Source organism: Mesorhizobium sp. B3-1-8, assembly GCF_006439495.1.
Taxonomy (GTDB): domain Bacteria; phylum Pseudomonadota; class Alphaproteobacteria; order Rhizobiales; family Rhizobiaceae; genus Mesorhizobium.
The window spans coordinates 1-17,806 of sequence record NZ_VFTK01000057.1 but is presented as its reverse complement, the minus strand read 5'-3'; the positions used below and the strand labels follow the sequence as shown (position 1 = coordinate 17,806).

At 64.6% G+C, this 17,806-nt stretch carries 18 protein-coding genes; 10 read left to right on the top strand and 8 right to left on the bottom strand.

Annotated elements, in window-relative coordinates; all coding sequences use genetic code 11:
- The first annotated feature begins 12 nt into the window (after nt 1-12).
- Nucleotides 13-819: an alpha/beta hydrolase gene (locus tag FJ424_RS31745; protein WP_140659656.1), complete on the top strand. Its 807-nt coding sequence runs from the start codon at nt 13-15 to the stop codon at nt 817-819.
- On the opposite strand, the gene FJ424_RS31740 is transcribed toward FJ424_RS31745, so the two are convergent.
- The gene (locus tag FJ424_RS31740; protein ID WP_140659655.1) at nt 820-1,122 is read right to left on the bottom strand and encodes a BolA family protein; all 303 of its coding nucleotides are present in this window, start codon (nt 1,120-1,122) and stop codon (nt 820-822) included.
- Between the two features lie 136 nt (nt 1,123-1,258).
- On the opposite strand from FJ424_RS31740, the gene FJ424_RS31735 reads away from it, so the two are divergent.
- The 4 genes from FJ424_RS31735 (at nt 1,259) to FJ424_RS31720 (ending at nt 5,959) form a co-directional block, all read left to right on the top strand.
- The gene (locus tag FJ424_RS31735) at nt 1,259-1,882 is read left to right on the top strand and encodes a J domain-containing protein (RefSeq protein ID WP_140659654.1); all 624 of its coding nucleotides are present in this window, start codon (nt 1,259-1,261) and stop codon (nt 1,880-1,882) included.
- 124 nt (nt 1,883-2,006) lie between these two features.
- Nucleotides 2,007-2,993 carry a cobaltochelatase subunit CobS gene (gene cobS, locus FJ424_RS31730; protein WP_040989309.1) on the top strand — a complete coding sequence of 329 codons (987 nt, stop codon included), beginning with the start codon at nt 2,007-2,009 and terminating at the stop codon, nt 2,991-2,993.
- 54 nt (nt 2,994-3,047) lie between these two features.
- Nucleotides 3,048-4,946 carry a cobaltochelatase subunit CobT gene (gene cobT, locus FJ424_RS31725; RefSeq protein ID WP_140659653.1) on the top strand — a complete coding sequence of 633 codons (1,899 nt, stop codon included), beginning with the start codon at nt 3,048-3,050 and terminating at the stop codon, nt 4,944-4,946.
- Nucleotides 4,943-5,959, top strand: a complete 1,017-nt coding sequence (locus tag FJ424_RS31720; protein WP_140659652.1) for an esterase-like activity of phytase family protein — start codon at nt 4,943-4,945, stop codon at nt 5,957-5,959. Before cobT ends, FJ424_RS31720 begins: the two co-directional genes overlap by 4 nt.
- Nucleotides 5,960-6,100: 141 nt before the next feature.
- Here the strand turns inward: FJ424_RS31720 and FJ424_RS31715 are convergent, their stop codons facing one another.
- From FJ424_RS31715 to rpmB, 5 genes are all read right to left on the bottom strand, one after another.
- Nucleotides 6,101-6,910: a hypothetical protein gene (locus FJ424_RS31715; protein ID WP_246677408.1), complete on the bottom strand. Its 810-nt coding sequence runs from the start codon at nt 6,908-6,910 to the stop codon at nt 6,101-6,103.
- Nucleotides 6,911-7,131: 221 nt separating this feature from the next.
- Complete coding sequence (locus FJ424_RS31710) at nt 7,132-8,907, bottom strand: GtrA family protein (protein WP_140659651.1); 1,776 nt, start codon at nt 8,905-8,907, stop codon at nt 7,132-7,134.
- An 87-nt stretch (nt 8,908-8,994) separates the two neighbouring features.
- Nucleotides 8,995-9,669, bottom strand: a complete 675-nt coding sequence (locus tag FJ424_RS31705) for a hypothetical protein (RefSeq protein WP_140659650.1) — start codon at nt 9,667-9,669, stop codon at nt 8,995-8,997.
- A 175-nt stretch (nt 9,670-9,844) separates the two neighbouring features.
- On the bottom strand, nt 9,845-10,531 hold the full coding sequence (locus tag FJ424_RS31700) for a queuosine precursor transporter (protein WP_140659649.1): 687 nt from the start codon (nt 10,529-10,531) through the stop codon (nt 9,845-9,847).
- A gap of 111 nt (nt 10,532-10,642) precedes the next feature.
- Nucleotides 10,643-10,939, bottom strand: coding sequence for a 50S ribosomal protein L28 (gene rpmB, locus FJ424_RS31695; RefSeq protein ID WP_027167505.1), 297 nt, complete (start codon nt 10,937-10,939; stop codon nt 10,643-10,645).
- Nucleotides 10,940-11,196: 257 nt separating this feature from the next.
- Here rpmB and FJ424_RS31690 point away from each other — a divergent pair, with 257 nt between their 5' ends.
- Genes FJ424_RS31690 through FJ424_RS31680 form a run of 3 tightly spaced genes read left to right on the top strand, consistent with a single transcriptional unit; the run spans nt 11,197 to nt 13,577 of the window.
- Nucleotides 11,197-11,988, top strand: a complete 792-nt coding sequence (locus FJ424_RS31690) for a DUF3108 domain-containing protein (RefSeq protein WP_140645156.1) — start codon at nt 11,197-11,199, stop codon at nt 11,986-11,988.
- A gap of 33 nt (nt 11,989-12,021) precedes the next feature.
- A complete protein-coding gene (locus FJ424_RS31685; RefSeq protein ID WP_140659648.1) occupies nt 12,022-12,909 on the top strand; it encodes a DMT family transporter in 888 nt (295 codons plus the stop codon).
- A complete protein-coding gene (locus FJ424_RS31680) occupies nt 12,906-13,577 on the top strand; it encodes a lysoplasmalogenase family protein (protein ID WP_140659647.1) in 672 nt (223 codons plus the stop codon). Before FJ424_RS31685 ends, FJ424_RS31680 begins: the two co-directional genes overlap by 4 nt.
- Here FJ424_RS31680 and FJ424_RS31675 read toward each other — a convergent pair.
- Both FJ424_RS31675 and gloB read right to left on the bottom strand, forming a co-directional pair.
- Entirely contained in the window at nt 13,574-14,008 is a 435-nt protein-coding gene (locus tag FJ424_RS31675) for a cupin domain-containing protein (protein WP_140659646.1), read from the bottom strand. The genes FJ424_RS31680 and FJ424_RS31675 overlap by 4 nt on opposite strands.
- A 65-nt stretch (nt 14,009-14,073) precedes the next feature.
- Nucleotides 14,074-14,841 carry a hydroxyacylglutathione hydrolase gene (gene gloB, locus FJ424_RS31670; RefSeq protein ID WP_140659645.1) on the bottom strand — a complete coding sequence of 256 codons (768 nt, stop codon included), beginning with the start codon at nt 14,839-14,841 and terminating at the stop codon, nt 14,074-14,076.
- A gap of 134 nt (nt 14,842-14,975) precedes the next feature.
- Between gloB and FJ424_RS31665 the strand changes: the two genes are divergently transcribed.
- The gene (locus FJ424_RS31665) at nt 14,976-15,752 is read left to right on the top strand and encodes a methyltransferase domain-containing protein (RefSeq protein ID WP_140659644.1); all 777 of its coding nucleotides are present in this window, start codon (nt 14,976-14,978) and stop codon (nt 15,750-15,752) included.
- Nucleotides 15,753-15,870: 118 nt separating this feature from the next.
- Nucleotides 15,871-17,712 (top strand): ABC transporter ATP-binding protein/permease, encoded by a 1,842-nt coding sequence (locus FJ424_RS31660; RefSeq protein ID WP_140659643.1) that lies wholly within the window; start codon nt 15,871-15,873, stop codon nt 17,710-17,712.
- The last annotated feature ends 94 nt before the right edge of the window (nt 17,713-17,806 follow it).

The window sequence follows — 17,806 nt, the reverse complement described above, 5'->3', positions numbered from 1 at the left end:
CCGGAGATGACGATGATCAATCGACGCAGGCTCATCGCGGCATCGCTGGCGGCACTGTTGCCGCCAGGTGCGTCGGCGACCGGGCGTCCGGGCCAGCCGGAACCGCAAACCCTCGATTACGGTCCGGCCAAGCTCGATGTCCATGCAGACGACGATGCGAACAAGCTGCCGGTGGTCTTCTTCGTCCATGGCGGCGCCTGGCGGTTCGGCAAGCGCAGCCAGGTCGGCGCCAAGCCGGGCTTCCTGCTCGCCAATGGCTTTGTGTTCGTCTCGATCGATTACCGCATGCTGCCGCAAGCGGATGTCGCCACCCAGGCCGGCGATGTCGAAAAGGCCTACGCCTATGTGCGCGCCAACATCGCCCGGCATGGCGGCGATCCGGACCGTATCGTCGGCATGGGCCATTCGGTCGGCTGCCATCTGATTGCGCTGACCGGCATGCGCGGCGGATTGCCCGGTGTCGCCGCGCTGATCCTCGACGACACCAGGGCCTATGATCTGGCCGCGCTTTCCAGGAATGGCGGCATGGTTCGGGCTTATGCGCGTGCCTTCTCCGACCCCGCACAGTGGGCGGCGCTGTCGCCGGCGAGCTATGTCGACGGCAGGAAGCATCCGCCGACCTTCATCGCCTATTCGCGGGCATCCAGGCGAGGCGAAGAATCGAAAGCTTTCGCGGAACGCCTGCGCGCCACCGGCACCAAGGTGACGCTGTTCGACGGCAGCGCCTACACACATATGTCGATCAACCGCGATTTCGGCGAGGACGGCGATGCCCTGACCGCGGCCGTGCTGGCCTTCCTCAAGGCGACCGTCGGCTGACTACCAGCGCGTCTTCTCGCCGGGCGCGGCCGGCTCGATCGCCAGCGCATGCACGCCGGCTTTCAATTCGTCGGCGAGAAGTTCGTTGACGGCGCGATGGCGCTCGATGCGACCCATGCCGGCAAAGGCGGCAGAGACGACGCGGACGCGGAAATGCGTCTCGCCGGCGCCGTCGAACGTCGCGTGGTGGCCTGACTCGACATGGTGATGGCCGGCGTGAAGGTGGCTTTCGTTGATGACGGCGAGCCTTTCGGGCGAAAACGCCGCCTTCAGCTTGTTTTCCATCGTCGACTGTATGGACATCCTGGGTTCCCTTCCCCACATCTGCGGCACAGCCGCAAAATCTTGAATTTCGACCGCTTTTAAGCCGCGATTCAGCGGTTAGGGCGATCATCGGCGAAATGTCAATTCTTGTTTCGCACGTGCGAACAGCCCATAAATGGGTGAGATGAAAGCGTATCCCAAATATTTCGAGAAAATTCGAATCCGGCCGGAGAAGGACGCGGAGCTTAAGTCGCGCGCGCCGATCTGCCAGTGGGATGGCTGCAACGAGGCGGGAACGCATCGCGCGCCGGTCGGGCGTCTCAAGGAGGGCGAGTATTTCCGCTTCTGCTTCGACCATGTGCGCGAATACAACAAGGGCTTCAACTACTTCTCCGGCGTGTCGGACACAGAGATCGCCCGCTTCCAGAAGGAGGCGCTGACCGGCCACAGGCCGACTTGGCGCATGGGCGCCAATGTCGGCGGAACGCGCTCGGCGCCGGATTTCGCGCAACAGCGTTCGGGCCGCGCCGGCTACCACAACCGCATGCGCGACCCCTTCAATCTGTTCGGTTCAGGCGCGCGCGAGCCGCGCGAGCGCAAGGCAAAGCCGCTTGAGGCCAAGGCGCTGGAAACGCTTGGCCTTGATACAAAGGCGACTGGTCAGGACATCAAGGCACGTTATAAGGAACTCGTTAAGCGCCACCATCCGGATGCGAATGGCGGCGACAGGGGTTCGGAAGACCGGTTCCGCGATGTGCTGCAGGCCTATCGCGTGCTCAAGCAAGCAGGATTGTGCTGAGCGGCCCTACGGTCCCATGTCGTTTTCCAACTTTCATAAGGTTGGAAAAGGCTCTAAGACCGCCCCCGGACAAAATCGATTGCCGGCGAAACGCGGCGTTTCGCCCGTGGAGACGTTGATAGAGATGAACAAGGTCGATCGCGACATCGCCAACCTGCCCGACACGACGGTGTCGGTGAAGGAGAAATTCGGCTTCGATTCCAAGATGGTCGTGCCCGCCTATTCGGCGGCGACCGAGCATGTGCCGGACATCGACCCGGATTATCTGTTCGACAAGGCGACGACATTGGCGATCCTCGCCGGCTTTGCCTACAACCGCCGCGTCATGGTGTCGGGCTATCACGGCACCGGCAAGTCGACGCATATCGAGCAGGTGGCGGCGCGGCTCAACTGGCCTTGCGTGCGCGTCAACCTCGACAGCCATGTCAGCCGTATCGACCTCGTCGGCAAGGACGCCATCGTCGTCAAGGAAGGCCTGCAGGTCACCGAATTCCGCGACGGCATCCTGCCCTGGGCCTATCAGCACAATGTCGCGCTCTGCTTCGACGAATACGATGCCGGCCGCCCGGACGTGATGTTCGTCATCCAGCGCGTGCTGGAATCGTCGGGCCGGCTGACGCTGCTCGACCAGAGCCGGGTCATCCGCCCGCATCCGGCGTTCCGGCTGTTCGCCACCGCCAACACGGTCGGCCTTGGCGACACCACCGGCCTCTATCACGGCACGCAGCAGATCAACCAGGCGCAGATGGACCGCTGGTCGATCGTCACCACGCTCAACTACCTGCCGCACGACAATGAAGTGAACATCGTGCTGGCCAAGGCCAAGCACTATCGCGACAACAAGGGCAAGGACATCGTCAACAAGATGGTGCGCGTCGCCGACATGACGCGCTCGGCTTTCATCAATGGCGACCTGTCCACCGTGATGAGCCCGCGTACCGTCATCACCTGGGCCGAAAACGCCGAAATCTTCGGCGACATCGGCATGGCGTTCCGGCTGACCTTCCTCAACAAGTGCGACGAGCTGGAGCGTTCGGTGGTGGCCGAGTTCTACCAGCGCGCCTTCGGCGAGGATCTGCCGGAGAGCGCCGCCAACGTGGTGCTGGGCTAGGCGCGCAGCCGAAAGGCCTCCAGCCTTTCAGCACCAATCGCGCAAGGAATGATCATGGCGGGTCCGGGCGACAACACGCGCAACAAGCCGAAGAACGGGTCTGAAGCCGACAGCTTCAAGCGCGCCGTCACCGTGTGCATGCGCGCCGTCGCCGGCGACAAGGACCTCGAGGTCGGCTTCGCCAAGGACCGGCCGGCGTTGGCCGGCAACCGCGCGCGCCTGCCCGAGCTGCCGAAGAAAGCCTCCCGCGACGACATCGCGATCACGCGCGGTCTAGGCGATTCCATGGCGCTGAAGCGCGCCTGCCACGATCAGCGCGTCCACAACAAGCTGGCGCCGGAAGGCAAGCTGGCGCGGTCTATCTTCGACGCGGTCGAACAGGCGCGCGTCGAGGCGATCGGCAGCCGCGCCATGCAGGGCGTGGCCGACAATATCGGCTCGATGCTCGAGGACAAATACGCCAAGGCGAACCTCGTCGACGTCAGGGACAAGGCGGACGCGCCGCTCGAGGAAGCGATTGCGCTGATGGTGCGCGAAAAGCTCACCGGACGTCCCGTGCCGAAGAGCGGCGAGCGGCTGGTCGATCTGTGGCGCCCCTGGGTCGAGGAGAAGGCGAGCGGCGATCTCGACGGCCTGTCCGCCAAGCTCGAGGACCAGCAGGCCTTTGCCCGAGTCGTGCGCGACATGCTGGTTTCCATGGAGATGGCCGAGGAGCTCGGCGACGACCAGGAAACCGACGACTCGGAGGAAAACGAAGAGAACGAGCAGCAGGGCGAGGAACAGAGCGAGGAAGGCGGCGAGGAGGATTCAGGCTCCGAGCAGTCGCAGTCTGAAGATGCCGAAGCTTCCTCGGACGAGGAAGAATCGGCCGAGACGGAAGCGACCGACGCCACTTCCGACGACCTTTCCGACGAGGACGATTCCGACGCCGAGACGCCGGGCGAGGCCAAGCGCAACGACAATCCGTTCCTGAACCTGCCGAAAGAGATCGACTACAAGGTGTTCACCACCGCCTTCGACGAGACGGTGGGCGCCGAGGACCTGTGCGAGGAGGAGGAGCTCGACCGGCTGCGCGCCTTCCTCGACAAGCAGCTCGCCAATCTCTCCGGCGTCGTCGGGCGGCTCGCCAACCGGCTGCAACGCCGGCTGATGGCGCAGCAGAACCGCTCCTGGGACTTCGACCTGGAGGAAGGCTATCTCGATCCGGCCCGGCTGGTGCGCGTCGTCATCGACCCGATGCAGCCGCTGTCCTTCAAGCAGGAGCGCGACACGAAATTCCGCGACACGGTGGTATCGCTGGTGCTTGACAATTCGGGCTCGATGCGCGGCCGGCCGATCACGGTGGCCGCGACCTGCGCCGACATCCTGGCGCGCACGCTGGAGCGCTGCGGCGTTTCGGTGGAGATCCTCGGCTTCACCACCCGCGCCTGGAAAGGCGGACAGGCGCGCGAGAGATGGCTGAAGGAGGGCAAGCCGCCGAACCCCGGCCGCCTCAACGACCTGCGCCACATCATCTACAAATCCGCCGACCATCCGTGGCGGCGCGCACGGCGCAATCTCGGGCTGATGATGCGCGAGGGCCTGCTCAAGGAAAACATCGACGGCGAGGCACTGCTTTGGGCGCATAACCGGCTCATCGGCCGGCCCGAGCAGCGCAAGATTCTGATGATGATCTCGGACGGCGCGCCGGTCGACGATTCGACGCTCTCGGTCAATCCGGGCAATTATCTGGAGCGGCATCTGCGGGCGGTCATCGAGCTGATCGAGACGCGCTCGCCGGTCGAGCTGCTCGCGATCGGTATCGGCCACGACGTCACGCGCTACTATCGCCGCGCCGTCACCATCGTCGATGCCGAGGAACTGGCCGGCGCCATGACCGAGCAGCTCGCCTCGCTGTTTGGCGAGGAAAGCGCGCGCGATACGCGGCGCGGCGGATTGCGGCGCGCCGGATGATCTTTTCGGGGCGGCGCGCGCGGCGGACGCTTTTCGCCTGCGTGCTGGCCTGCGCCTTGCCGGCAATTGCCGCGTCGGGCGCTCCCGCCGAGACCGTCGAGATTTCGGCGCGGCCGATCAGCCAGTTCCATGTCGGCCACGACGAGACGCAGTTCGGGCCGCTCGAATTCGTCGGCGGCCTGGAGATGACGTCGCCGGCACGCGATTTCGGCGCGCTGTCGGCCTTTCGCTTCCAGAAGCCGGGGAGCGACTTCATCGGCGTCGCCGACACCGGCTTCTGGTTCTTCGGCGCGATCACGCATGACGCCGACAGGCGCCCATCGGGCGTTTCTAATTTCCGCATGCAGCAGATGGTCGACGCTTCGGGCCAGCCGACCGACCGGAAGTGGGAGGTCGACGCGGAAGGGCTCGGGGTCAAGGACGGTATCGCCACCGTCGGCTTCGAGCGCGACCAGCGTGTCGCCCAGTTCAAGATCGATCCCGACGATATGAAGGCGCCGATCCGGCAGCTCGATTACCTGGTTCCCGCCAAGGAGCTGCGCCAGAATCGCGGCTTCGAGACCGTCACCCATGCCAACCCTTATGGGCAGCACGCGGGAGGCCTGGTCGTGGTCTCGGAGAGGAGCCTCGACGAAGCCGGCAACGTCTATGCCGCCATCATCGAGGGGCCGCATAAGGGCGTCTTCACCGTCAGGCGCGACGGCGATTTCGACATTACCGACGGCGCCTTCCTGCCGGACGGTGACCTGCTGCTGCTGGAGCGCAGTTTTTCGATCGCGCGCGGGGTGAAGATGCGGCTGCGGCGCATCTATGGCGAAAGCGTCGCGAAGGGCGCGGTCGCCGACGGGCCGGTGCTGATGGAGGCCGACATGGGCTACCAGATCGACAACATGGAAGGGCTCGACGTCTGGACCCGCGACGACGGCGCGCTGATGGTGTCGCTGATCTCTGACGACAACCATTCGATCCTGCAGCGCAACCTCTATTTGGAGTTCATCCTGCACCAGGATTGAGCAGGATCGCTGGCAGAATCCAGCCGCCCTGGACTTGCTCTAGATCGTGATGGCGTTTCGTTGAATCGCCGTCACGATCTAACTCTTTGTTGGAGCATGGTCTTTCTCCGAAAAGCGGTTCCCACTTTTCGGGATCATGCTCTAGCGGCCGACGTGGCGGACTTCGTTCATCACGAAATTGGCGGCGCGCTTGCTCCGGTTGCGGATCTTGAGCGTCGCGGTGTTGTCCACGAAATAGGTGTGGAGGATGCTGTCGCGGGTGCGGACCTCCGGCCCGACGGTATCGACCGCGTGCCAGGTATCGGTGCCGACCGCAAAGGCGTAGCCGGTGTTCGGGGAAAACGACATCCGGTGCGAATTCTCGAAACGCCCGTCCGGCTTGCGTTCGGCGAATCGGGTGCCGATGTGGTTGATCGAGTCGTCCTCCGGCAGGTAGAACTGGACCGTGATGCCCTTCCATTTCGTGTCGGTGTGGAAACCGATCTTGTAGCCCGCCACGTCGCGCGTCAGCATCGGCACCGGATACATGCCGACCTTCATGAAATCCGACCCGAACCGGCGTTCCAATCCCGGGGCAAGGCGGCGCATGAATGCGTCCTTCAGTTGCGGCGCATGCAGTGCCTTTCCGACCAGGGACCAGACCCCCCGTTTCTCGTCCGGCAGATGGCGGATATATTCGGGGTAGAGGTCGATCTTGACCCGCGTCGCAGTGCCGTCGGTCTGAATGTTGACGTTGTTGCGTCCCTTGAGCGCACGATACTCGCGCGCCTCCGGCATGGCGGCACGCATGCGCAGATAAAGGTCCGCGGGGAAAACATCGGTCATTTCCAGATGCCAGAAAGGCGTTTCCACAAACGCGGCGCGGTTCACGGCGTCCACCATGTGGGAGACAACATGCTGCAGCATTCGTTTGGCTGATGCTGGCGCCACCGCGCCGTCTATGGCCGACATGGATACCCTTTCCCCAATCTAAAGCCCCGAATCCAAATTTCCTGAATACATATATCGCCGCCCCGGCGAAATGCTAACCAAAGCACAGGCTGGATTGCAATGATCCACGGGACTGACTTAAATCGGGGTTTTCTAAATCACGGAGGGATGCCGCATCAGCGCGAAACGAGCGCGTTGCGAGGAGCGCGGTCGACGATGCTGACATGGCCGCAGGCCGATATTCAACGGACCTTGTAGATCTCGATCGGTTTTCCCGCGGTAGACTGGTCCAGTTCCAGCCATGCCGGCAGGTCGCCCCGCAGCAGCGCCGCGGCAAGGCCCTTCGGAGCATCCAGGCTCAGCGATATCTCTTCCGTGTTGCCGCGGCAGATCGCGACCAGCCCCACATGCTCGCGCTCGATGACGGCGCGCGCGGCGTCGGGTGTTCCCATGAAAGCGTCGAGCATGGCAAGGTTACCGCCGACATTGCGGTGGTAAGGGCCGGCCAGCGCCCGGTGGCGGGTGAACATCAGTATTCCCGAGCCGAGATTGGACGAGGCAAGCACCGTCGTCGCCGGCATGACGGCAAGATCGTGGAAGTCGCTTGGCTTGCCGCAGGTCACGGCGTGATCGGGATCGGAATTGATCCGCTGCGGCGCTTTCTGGACCACGGACTGCGCCGCCACCGCGACCCCGGCCCAAGTCGCGTTGAGCGAGACCAGCCACGCCATGACGATGCCGGTGGAAAGGCGCCATGAGGGCGCGGCGTCCGCCCGCAGCCGGATTTTCGCAATCCAGGCCGAGAGGGGCAATACGGCGAAGGCGACGGAAAAGGTCGAGCCGCGCACCTGCCAGAGGCTGACGCAGAAGGCGACGACAAGCAGGATGGCGGCGAGCATCTCCCCGCGGCGCAGGCGACGCTTTCGGAGTTGAAAGCCGATCAGCAGGATGGCGATGAAGGGCGTCACATAGCGCGCCGCCATCAGCTTCGGCTGGTGGACGGCGACGCTCCAGAAGGGCTGCGCTTCGACCACGTCGGCCAGCCAATAGGTGCGGATACGCTCGTCCATGCCCGCATAGGGCGACGCCAGGCATTGCGGGAAGAACAGCATCGCGGCGGCCGCGACCACCAGCGCCAGCGCCAGCGTGGAGCCGAGCCGCGCCCGGGTTGTCGGCCCGGTCGATGCAGCGGCGATCGCCAGGCCGAAGCCGGACAGCGCGGCAACCGCGAACTGGAAGGACGAGAAGGCGTCGCATTGGGCCACGCCCCAGTCGGCCGGGCGGATGGTAACCACGAAGACCAGCGAGGCGATGCCGGCAAATCCGAGGCCGAAGCCTCGTGCCGTGACGCGCTCCTTGTCGTCGAGGATGAACAGCACAGCGGCACAGATGCCGAGCACCGCCACATAGGGAGCGGTCTCCATGCCGACAGCCAGCGTCAGGCCGGCGCAAATGCCCGACAGAAGGGCCGCGGGCCGCCAGGAGGGCGCTTCCATCAGGAGCCAGAGGCCGGCCGCCGTCAGCAACAGCTGGACATTGTGGTGATCGATCACCCCCGGGCTGTAGATCACCAGGAAGAAAAGGCCCGCCGTCGACAGGATGAGCGCCGGCATCGCGACATTCGCGCCGGCGAAGCGCTGCGCGGCGCGCATCAGCACGAATATGGTCAGTCCGTAGAGCAGGGTCGGCCAGATGATCTGCGCGGCGCGTTCGGCGGTGGCGGGGCTGGCGCCGAGCGCATCGAAGGCCATGATGATCAGCGCGAGCGGCGTGTCCACAAGCCGCGACCAGTGCATGACGAAGCCGCCCGAGGCGCCCATCCTGTATTGATGGAGGTCGAACCAGCCCTGGCCGCCGAGCAGGTCGCGGATCTCGACCAGCCGCAGCATGCTGTCATTGTCGGCGCCGTAGTTGGCAAGGGTGGGGAAGCCGGAAACCGCGTTGATCGTCAGCACCACCAGCGTGGCGCACAACGCAAGCAGAAGATCGTTTTTCCAACCGGTGCCTGGCACGGTCATGCTGGTCGCAATGCCCTGGAGAATTTTCGCGATCCTGCATCATCGGCCGTAACAAAGCGTAAAGCCCCGCGGCTGCTGCTGAAAGCGTCAGGCCTGGTTGGTAGCAATCCAGATGACGTGGCGGGCGCCACGCTTGCCGTTGGCCCGCGTGTTGATCTCCTCGACCGCGAAGCCGGCCTGTTTCAGCCGCCGGGTGAAGCCGCCGTCCGGTCCCTGCGACCAGACCGCCAGCACGCCGCCGGGCTTCAAGGCGGCCCGCGCCGCGGCCAGGCCGGCCGCACTGTAGAGCGTGTCATTGCCCTGGTAGACGATGCCTTCGGGACCATTGTCGACGTCGAGCAGGATGGCGTCCCAGGCGGTTGTCTCCGCCCTTATCAGCTGGCCGACATCTGTCTCGCGAAGGGTGACGCGCGGGTCGTCGAGGCAGCCGTCGAATATCCCGGACATGGGCCCCCGCGCCCAGGCGACGACCGCGGGAACCAGTTCGGCGACGGTGACGGCGGCGTCGCGATCGAGCGCGGCGAGGGCGGCGCGCAAGGTGAAGCCCATGCCGAGCCCGCCGATGAGGATGCTTGGCCGCTTGCGGCCGGCAATCCGCTCGCAGGAAAGCTTGGCGAGGGCCTCCTCGGAGCCGCTGAGGCGGCTGTTCATCAGCTCGTTGGTGCCGAGCATGATCGAGAATTCATCCCCGCGCCGCTTCAGGCGAAGTTCCTGCGCGCCATCAGGCGTGCGGGCGGAATCAAGCTGAGCCCAAGGGATCACGGTCTCTCTTTTGGTTGGAGCACGATCTACCGGGTCCCACTTTTTGGAATCATGCTCTCTCTTTTTGTTTGGAGCACGATCTTTTCCAAAAACCGGGTCCCACTTTTTGGGATCAGGCTCTCTCTTTCTGTTTGGAGCATGATCTTTTCCAAAAACCGGATCCCACTTTTTGGGATCATGCTCCGACCGCGACCGCTGGCTGGCTCCAGCGCGCGGCGAGCAGCCGGTAGGGGATCAGCGCCACGACGGCAATGATCAGCTTGACCGAAAGGTCGCCAAGCGCCCAGGACACCCAGCGCATCGTCTCGACCGGCAGCACGCCCATCAGCGGCGCGGTCTCCAGCGCGAAGCTGTCATTGGGGCCGGCAAAGGCGAAGGCGGCGGAGAAGGCGACGCCGAAGAAGACGACGGTGTCGAACACCGAGCCGACCAGCGTGCCGACGATAGGCGCGCGCCACCAGCTCTGCCGGCGCAGCCGGTTGAAGACGGTGACGTCGAGCAATTGCGCGGTGAGGAAGGCGGCACCCGAGGCGGCAGCGATGCGCACCAGCCGGTCGGCGGCGGTCTCGAACTCGATCAGGCCGTGGCGGAACAGGAAAGGCGGGATCAGGATCGAGCAGGTCACCGCCGTCATGAAGCCGACGAACACCGCTTTGCGCGCCACGGCCGGACCGTAGCGGCGGTTGGCGAGGTCGGTGACCAGGAAGGAGAAAGGATAGGTGAAGGCGCCCCAGGTGAGCACGTCCGCCAGCGCCAGACCGCCGACCTTGCCCTGCATCGGGAACTGGACAAGGATGTTGGAGGCCACGACGACAAGCGCCATGGCAGCCACGAAGGGCAAATATCGCGTCAGGAAATTCATTTTTTTATCCTGGGTAATGGAACCAGCCGAGCGCCATTCCGACGCCCGCTTCTGTTTCGAGCACCCATCTGGCCGGGGCTCGAGGCGGTCGTCCCCCGCCTGAAAGCTGCTTTAAGCGGCCGGCTGCTCGGCCAGCTTCTTGGCGATCTGCTTCTTGAGCAGACGCGCGCGTTGCGACAATTCCTTGACGTCGGCCTTGGCCAGGAAGGCGTCGAGGCCGCCGCGGTGCTCGACCGAACGCAGCGCGTTGGCCGAAATGCGCAGGCGAACATTCTGGTTCAGCGCTTCGGAAATAAGCGTCACATTGACCAGGTTCGGCAGGAAGCGACGCTTGGTCTTGTTGTTGGCGTGGCTCACATTGTTGCCGGTCTGAACTGCCTTGGCAGTGAGTTCGCAGGTGCGGGACATTTGTCTAACCTTCAGTTTCTAAACCTGCCAAACCATTCTGCCCGCGCCGGGCGGCGCGCGGTCTCGGTCAGGCGGCCTTTGGAAAAGTTGGCGTTCCATAGTGGCATTTCACCACTGCGTCAAGCTCCGGCACGCGGCCCGTCGTCAGGCGCGCTCCATATAAAGGCCGGATTTCACAGTATAAGCCCATCGCGAAGGGATATGCCAGGCTGGAGCCGCTGCGTTCCGGCCGAACCGCCAGGGATTCGCCAGCCGCCATGCTCCGTCCATCTCATGCATTCGCCAGCCTGCTTGCCCTTGCCGTGCCGGCAACGAGCTTCGCCGCCGCGGCGCCGCAGTCCTTCAAGGGCGAGTATACGGTGTCCTATCTCGGCCTTTCGATCGCCAGGGCGACTTTTTCCAGCCGCTACGAAGGTGACAGCTATGCCATCGACGGCACCGTCTCGGCCGCCGGCCTTGGCAAGCTCTTCGACGACACGAAAGGGACGATTTCGTCGAAAGGCACGATTTCCGGCAAGCAGATGCAGCCGCATGCCTTCCGGGCCGACTATACATCCGGCAAAAAGGCCTCGATGGTCGAGATCCGCTTCAACAACGGTGCCGTCACCTCCACGCAGGTCGTTCCCGCGCCGAAGAAGCGCGATTCGAAGAGCTGGGTGCCGCTCGGCGATAGCGACCTGAAATCGGTGCTCGATCCCATGGCCGCGACCGTCATCCACGCCGACAGCCTGGACAAGGTCTGCGGACGGACGGTCAAATTCTATGACGGCGAGATGCGCGCCGACCTAACCTTGACCTATGCCTCCAAGGGTTCGATTTCGGTGCCGGGCTACAAGGGCGACACGGTGACCTGCAAGATGGGCTTCGAGCCGGTGGCGGGCTATCGCAAGGGCCGCAAGGCGTTGAATTTCCTGAAGAACAAGAGCCGCATGCTGGTGACGTTTGCACCGCTCGGCCAATCCGGCGTATATGCGCCAATCCGCGCCACGGTCGGGACCCAGATTGGTCCGCTGACCATCAGCGCGAGACGGTTCGAGGCGGTAAATTAGGTCAGGCGCCACCGCGCGCCGGCGGGGGAACGAATGGCGCGCGCAACACTAATCGGGTTTTCGGCGGTCGCCATGTGGGCGCTGCTGGCGCTGCTCACCGACGCCTCGGGGCGGGTGCCGCCGTTCCTGCTGTCGGCCATCACCTTCGCCATCGGCACCTGCGTCGGCCTGGCGGCACGGCTGGTGATGCCGGCGCCCGACCGGAGCCAGAAGATCCCGCCACAGGTCTGGGTGATCGGCATAGCCGGCCTGTTCGGCTACCACTTCTTCTATTTCACGGCGCTGCGCAACGCGCCGGCGGTCGAGGCGAGCCTGATCGCCTATCTGTGGCCGCTGCTGATCGTGCTCGGCTCGGCGCTGATGCCGGGCGAGCGGCTTGCCTGGAACCATGTCGTCGGCGCGCTGCTCGGCCTTGTCGGCACCTTCCTGATCGTCACCAAGGGCGGCGCGCTCGCCTTCGACGCGCACTATGCCTTCGGCTATGCGATGGCCGCCGTCTGCGCGCTGTTGTGGTCGTCCTATTCGCTCCTGTCGCGGCGCTTCCCGTCGGTGCCGACCTCGATCGTCACCTGGTTCTGCGCGGCGACGTCGGTGCTGTCGCTTATCTGCCATTTTCTGCTTGAGAAGACGGTTCTGCCGGACAGCCTCGGACAATGGCTGGCCGTCATCGGGCTCGGCCTGATGCCGGTGGGCGCGGCCTTCTACGCCTGGGACATCGGCGTCAAGCGCGGCAACATCCAGGTGCTGGGCGCCGCGAGCTACGCGGCGCCGCTTCTGTCGACGCTGGTGCTGATCGCCGCTGGCGTCGCCGAGCCGTCGCTGCGCATCCTCGCGGCCTGCGTGCTCATCACCGGAGGCGCCGCGCTCGCGGCGAAGTCGCTGCTGATGCGCAAGCCGGCGGTCACAGAGCTCAACGCATGATGCCGTTTTCCGGCGGCATCGAGGCCAACGCCAATGCGACGCTGCTCTTCTCGTTCGTCGCGGCCGTGATCTACGCCTTTGCGCTCGACATGCCGCCGAAATGGACGCGCAGCGCGGCAAAGACGCTGGCCGTGGCTTTGCTGGCCGTGCTTGCCGCCATGCAGGGCGGTCCGCTGCCGCTCGTCGCGGCGCTGGGCTTGAGCGGCGTCGGCGACGCCTTCCTGTCGCGCGGCGGCGAAAAGGCTTTTCTCGGCGGGCTGGCGAGCTTTCTCGCCGGCCACATCGCTTATGTCGCGCTGTTTTTGCAGGCGGGCGCCGGGCTCGGCCTGTTGAGCGCCGAATCCTGGCGGGGCGCGATTGCGCTCGCCATGGCCGCATTCAGCATCGTCATGCTTGCCGCGCTCTGGCGCCGCGTCGGTCCGCAACTGCGTATCCCGGTTGCCGTCTATGTCGCGGCGATTCTCGCCATGGGCATTTCGGCGCTCACCACGGACAAGGTATGGGTCATTGCCGGCGCGGTGCTGTTCATCGCGTCGGATGGGTTGCTGGCAACCGAGCGCTTCCTGCTTGCGGCGATCTCGCCGCATCGCCTGTGGATGCGCTACGCGGTTTGGGTGCTTTATTACGCGGCACAGCTGGCGATCACGCTGGGATTTCTTCTCACTTAGGCGATCTTCGGCTGCCAGCCCGGCTCGGCCAGCTCGAAGGCGGCGAAATCGAAGCCCGGCGCCACGGTGCAGCCGACCAGCGTCCATTCGCCGAGGCTGCGCGCCGATTGCCACCAGCCGGCCGGCACGACGATCTGCGGCCGCTCGCCGGCGGCAAGGGCCGTGCCCAGCACCTGCTCGATGACCACGCCCGCGCCTTCCTCATGCATCGACAGCGCCAGCGGCGCGCCGGCATAAAAGTGCCAGACCTCGGCCGTGTCCTTCACCCGGTGCCATGCCGAAAGCTGGCCCTGCTCGAGCAGGAAATAGATCGCGGTCGAATGACCGCGCGAGCCGCCCGCGGCATCGCGAAAGGTCTCGGCATACCAGCCGCCCTCGGGATGCGGCTTGAGGCCTAACGTTGCAATGATCTCGGCGGCGCTGGTGGTCATTCGCATCCTTTGTCTTGATGCATGTCGTTATCCCAAAACCGCCGCATACTTTTGGGCGACATGCCTCAAAAATTATCCTTGCGCTTGCGGATCTCGGCAAAGACCTCGGCGTCCGAGGCTTTCTCCATGCCGAGATGCTTGCGGATCGCCGGGTCGTGCCAGCGCAGGAACGGGTTGGTCGACAATTCCTCGCCGATGGTGGTCGGCAATGTCGGTTTGTTGTCGGCGCGCAGCGCTTCGATCCTTGCCGCGCGCTGCTTCAGCAGCGGATTGCTCGGATCGACCGTCACCGCGAAACGGGCATTGGCCAAGGTGTATTCATGGCCGCAGTAGATGGCGGTTTGCGCCGGCAGCGCCGCCAGCTTCTTCAGCGATTCATACATGACCGGCGGCTTGCATTCGAACAGGCGGCCGCAACCCAGCGCAAACAGCGTGTCGGCGGTGAAGGCCACTTTGGAAGCCGGCAGATGATAGGAGACGTGGCCGGCGGTATGGCCGGGCGTCTCGATGACCTCGATGCTTTCCTCGCCAAGGCGCACGACCGACCCCTGGCCAACCGTCTCGTCGATGCCGGGAATCTTCGCCTTTTCGGCTTCCGGGCCGACGATGCGCAATTTGAAGCGTTCCTTCAGCGCCAGATTGGCTTCGACATGGTCGGCATGATGGTGCGTGGTGAGGATCAATGTCGGCGTCCAGCCGGTGCGCTTGATCGCGGCCAGGATCGGCGCCTCTTCCGGCGCGTCGATGATCGCCGTCTCACCGCTCTTCGAATCGTGGACCAGCACGCCGAAATTGTCGGTGCGGCACATGAACTGCTCGATTTCGACCGGCATAGCATGTCTCCCTTTGTCGTCGCAGACATAGGGCGGGCGGGCGCCGATGTCATCCGCGTTTGTTGAGCCTGGCGCGTTTGTTGAACCGGGTGCCTTTGTTGAACTTGGCAGGCTTCACGGCTACCGTCCCGCGCATGCATTCGGATATCGTCGACCTGCGCTCCTTCTACTCGTCCACGCTCGGCCGCCTGGCCGAGCATTCGATCACCATGGCGTTGTCGTCCATATGGGCAACCGTGCCCAACGAGCGGCTGGTCGGCCTCGGCTACACGCTGCCATGGCTGGAACGCTTCGGCGCCGATGCCGAGCGCGTCTTCGCCTTCATGCCGGCGACGCAGGGCGCGGTGGTGTGGCCGGCCAACGGACCGGCGGCGACGGCGCTGGTCTTCGACGAGGAACTGCCGCTGGTCGATTCCTGCATCGACCGCGTGCTCTTGGTGCATTCGCTCGAACATGCCGAAAACCCGCGCGAGACGCTGAACGAGATCTGGCGCGTGCTGTCGCCGGCGGGCAGGGTCGTCATTGTCGTGCCCAACCGGCGCGGTGTCTGGGCGCGGTTCGAGCACACGCCCTTCGGCAATGGCCGGCCGTTCTCGCGCGGCCAGTTGACCGAATTGCTGCGCGAGGCGAATTTCACCCCGGCGACATGGAGCGACGCGCTGTTCTTCCCGCCGTCGCCGCGGCGTTTCATGATGCGGTTCCACAATGTGCTGGAGAGAGCCGGCCGGCGGTTCTGGCCGATCTTTTCCGGCGTCATCGTCGTCGAGGCGCAGAAGCGGCTCTACCAGGGCGTGCCGGTCGCGCAGCGCGCCTCTCGCCGCGTCTTCGTGCCGGTCTTCTCGCCGCAGGGCGCAACGCGGCTTGGCCGGCACGCGGCCGACGGCGCGCCTGGCCATGTGACGCGTTCGTGATCGCCGCCGCGCCTTGCATCGCGCAGCGATCGTCACCCTATCTGAGGGCATGCTCGATCTGAGGAATGCTCGCTTGGCGCGGTGTTCGTCACCGCCGCGGAAACCAGGAATATCCTTCATGGACAACCAGACCGATAAAAAGCCAGGCCCAAAAAAGGCCGCCGTCTCGGTCGAGGCGAGCAGCCTCGCCGACCAGGTGGCGACGATCAAGCTGGGGTTGAAGGCCTCGCCGGTGCGCAGGCAACTTGCCTGGGTCTCCATCGGCATCGTCGCGGTCATCATCGCAACCTCGATCGGACAGGTTCTGCTCAACCGCTGGAACCAGCCTTTCTACGATGCGCTGGCCCGGCGCGACATGGCTGCTTTCCTGCACCAGTTGCTCATCTTTGCGATGATCGCCGGCGGGCTTCTGGTGCTCAATATCGGCCAGACCTGGCTCAACCAGATGATCCGCCTGCGGCTGCGCGAGGCGCTGACGCTGGACCTCATCGATCAATGGATGCGACCGGCGCGTGCCTTCCGGCTGGCCAATGCCGGCGCCATCGGCGTCAATCCCGACCAGCGCATGCAGCAGGATGCCGCTCACTTGTCAGACCTGTCGACGGATCTCGGCGTCGGCCTGCTGCAGTCGTTCATCCTGCTTGTTTCCTTCATCGGCGTGCTGTGGCAGCTGTCTTCCGGCTTCGTCTTCCACGTCGGCGGCTATTCGTTGGCGATACCGGGCTACATGGTGTGGGCCGCGTTCCTCTATGCCGGCATCGCCTCGTGGCTGAGCTGGCTGGTCGGGCGTCCGCTGATCAGTCTCAACAGCGAGCGTTACACCCGCGAAGCGGAGCTGCGCTCCTCCATGGTGCGGGTGAATGAGAATGTCGACGCGATCGCGCTCTATCATGGCGAGCCCGATGCCCGGCGCCGGCTCGAGCTCGACCTCGGCACGGTGCTGGGCGCCATGCGGCGCATCTTCACCGCGCAGATCAACCTATCCTGGGTGACCGACACCTATGGCTGGATAACGGTGGTGGCGCCCATCCTGGTGGCTTCGCCGGTCTATTTCTCGGGCGACATCTCGTTCGGCGGGCTGATGATGGCGGTCGGCGCCTTCAACCAGGTTCATTCGTCCCTGCGCTGGTTCATCAACAACATCGGCAGCATCGCCGACTGGCGCGCGACGCTGATGCGGGTGGCCGATTTCCGCATCGCGCTCACCGAAACCGACGCGCTGCATGACACGGAAAAACGCATCCGGTTCGGCGAAAACGCCAATGGCAGCCTGACCTTCGACACGCTTGAGGTGGCTTCGCCGGAAGGCTGCACCAAGCTTGCCCAGACGGGTGTCGAAATCCAGTCCGGCGAGCGCGTCATGATCACCGGCGAGCCGGGGGCTGGCAAGACATTGTTCTTCCGGGCCATCGCCGGCCTGTGGCCATGGGGGAGCGGCCGGATCGGCCTGCCGGCCGACGAGACCCCCATCTTCGTGCCGCGCGTGCCCTATTTTCCGGCCGGCACGTTGCGCGAGGTGCTCGATCATCCGAACGGCGAGGCCCCGGCCAGCGATACCGAAATTTCGGCGGTGCTTGCCGAGGTTGGCCTCGAACGGCTGTCATCCTCGCTCGACCGCAGCGGGCGTTGGGAGCGTGAGCTGGGCGACGACGAACAACGGGCGCTGGCCTTCGCCAGGCTCGCCTTGCGCAAGCCGAAATGGGTGATCATCGACGAGGCGCTCGATGCGTTCGACGGGCCGACGTTGCGGCGGGTTCTGGCCATGCTTCAGAAGCGCCTGCCAGAAAGCGCGATCGTCAATATCGGACGTGGTCAGCACGACAATCAGTTTTTTCCGCGCTCGCTGAACATCGTCAAGGATACCGGCGCGCCGGCGCTAAAACCCGCGCGAGTCAGGGCCGGGGCGATCGAACCGCCGCCTCCGGCGGCTCGCCGCAAGAAGGAATCCACTGAAGCATAGGGCGTTTCGCCGTTTCGCACAGTACACGACGCAAGGGTGAGGACGGCTTGAAGTGATTTGATTGGAGGATTCTTCGCCAAAAGGATCCGCCGAT

Coding starts and splice junctions, on each gene's coding strand:
- FJ424_RS31700 (WP_140659649.1), bottom strand. CDS start 10,531: ATGAATTTCCTGACGCGATATTTGCCCTTCGTGGCTGCCATGGCGCTT.
- rpmB (WP_027167505.1), bottom strand. CDS start 10,939: ATGTCCCGCACCTGCGAACTCACTGCCAAGGCAGTTCAGACCGGCAAC.
- FJ424_RS31740 (WP_140659655.1), bottom strand. CDS start 1,122: ATGTCCATACAGTCGACGATGGAAAACAAGCTGAAGGCGGCGTTTTCG.
- FJ424_RS31665 (WP_140659644.1), top strand. CDS start 14,976: ATGCATTCGGATATCGTCGACCTGCGCTCCTTCTACTCGTCCACGCTC.
- FJ424_RS31685 (WP_140659648.1), top strand. CDS start 12,022: ATGGCGCGCGCAACACTAATCGGGTTTTCGGCGGTCGCCATGTGGGCG.
- cobS (WP_040989309.1), top strand. CDS start 2,007: ATGAACAAGGTCGATCGCGACATCGCCAACCTGCCCGACACGACGGTG.
- FJ424_RS31680 (WP_140659647.1), top strand. CDS start 12,906: ATGATGCCGTTTTCCGGCGGCATCGAGGCCAACGCCAATGCGACGCTG.
- FJ424_RS31675 (WP_140659646.1), bottom strand. CDS start 14,008: ATGACCACCAGCGCCGCCGAGATCATTGCAACGTTAGGCCTCAAGCCG.
- FJ424_RS31720 (WP_140659652.1), top strand. CDS start 4,943: ATGATCTTTTCGGGGCGGCGCGCGCGGCGGACGCTTTTCGCCTGCGTG.
- FJ424_RS31715 (WP_246677408.1), bottom strand. CDS start 6,910: ATGTCGGCCATAGACGGCGCGGTGGCGCCAGCATCAGCCAAACGAATG.
- FJ424_RS31710 (WP_140659651.1), bottom strand. CDS start 8,907: ATGACCGTGCCAGGCACCGGTTGGAAAAACGATCTTCTGCTTGCGTTG.
- FJ424_RS31660 (WP_140659643.1), top strand. CDS start 15,871: ATGGACAACCAGACCGATAAAAAGCCAGGCCCAAAAAAGGCCGCCGTC.
- gloB (WP_140659645.1), bottom strand. CDS start 14,841: ATGCCGGTCGAAATCGAGCAGTTCATGTGCCGCACCGACAATTTCGGC.
- cobT (WP_140659653.1), top strand. CDS start 3,048: ATGGCGGGTCCGGGCGACAACACGCGCAACAAGCCGAAGAACGGGTCT.
- FJ424_RS31690 (WP_140645156.1), top strand. CDS start 11,197: ATGCTCCGTCCATCTCATGCATTCGCCAGCCTGCTTGCCCTTGCCGTG.
- FJ424_RS31745 (WP_140659656.1), top strand. CDS start 13: ATGATCAATCGACGCAGGCTCATCGCGGCATCGCTGGCGGCACTGTTG.
- FJ424_RS31735 (WP_140659654.1), top strand. CDS start 1,259: ATGGGTGAGATGAAAGCGTATCCCAAATATTTCGAGAAAATTCGAATC.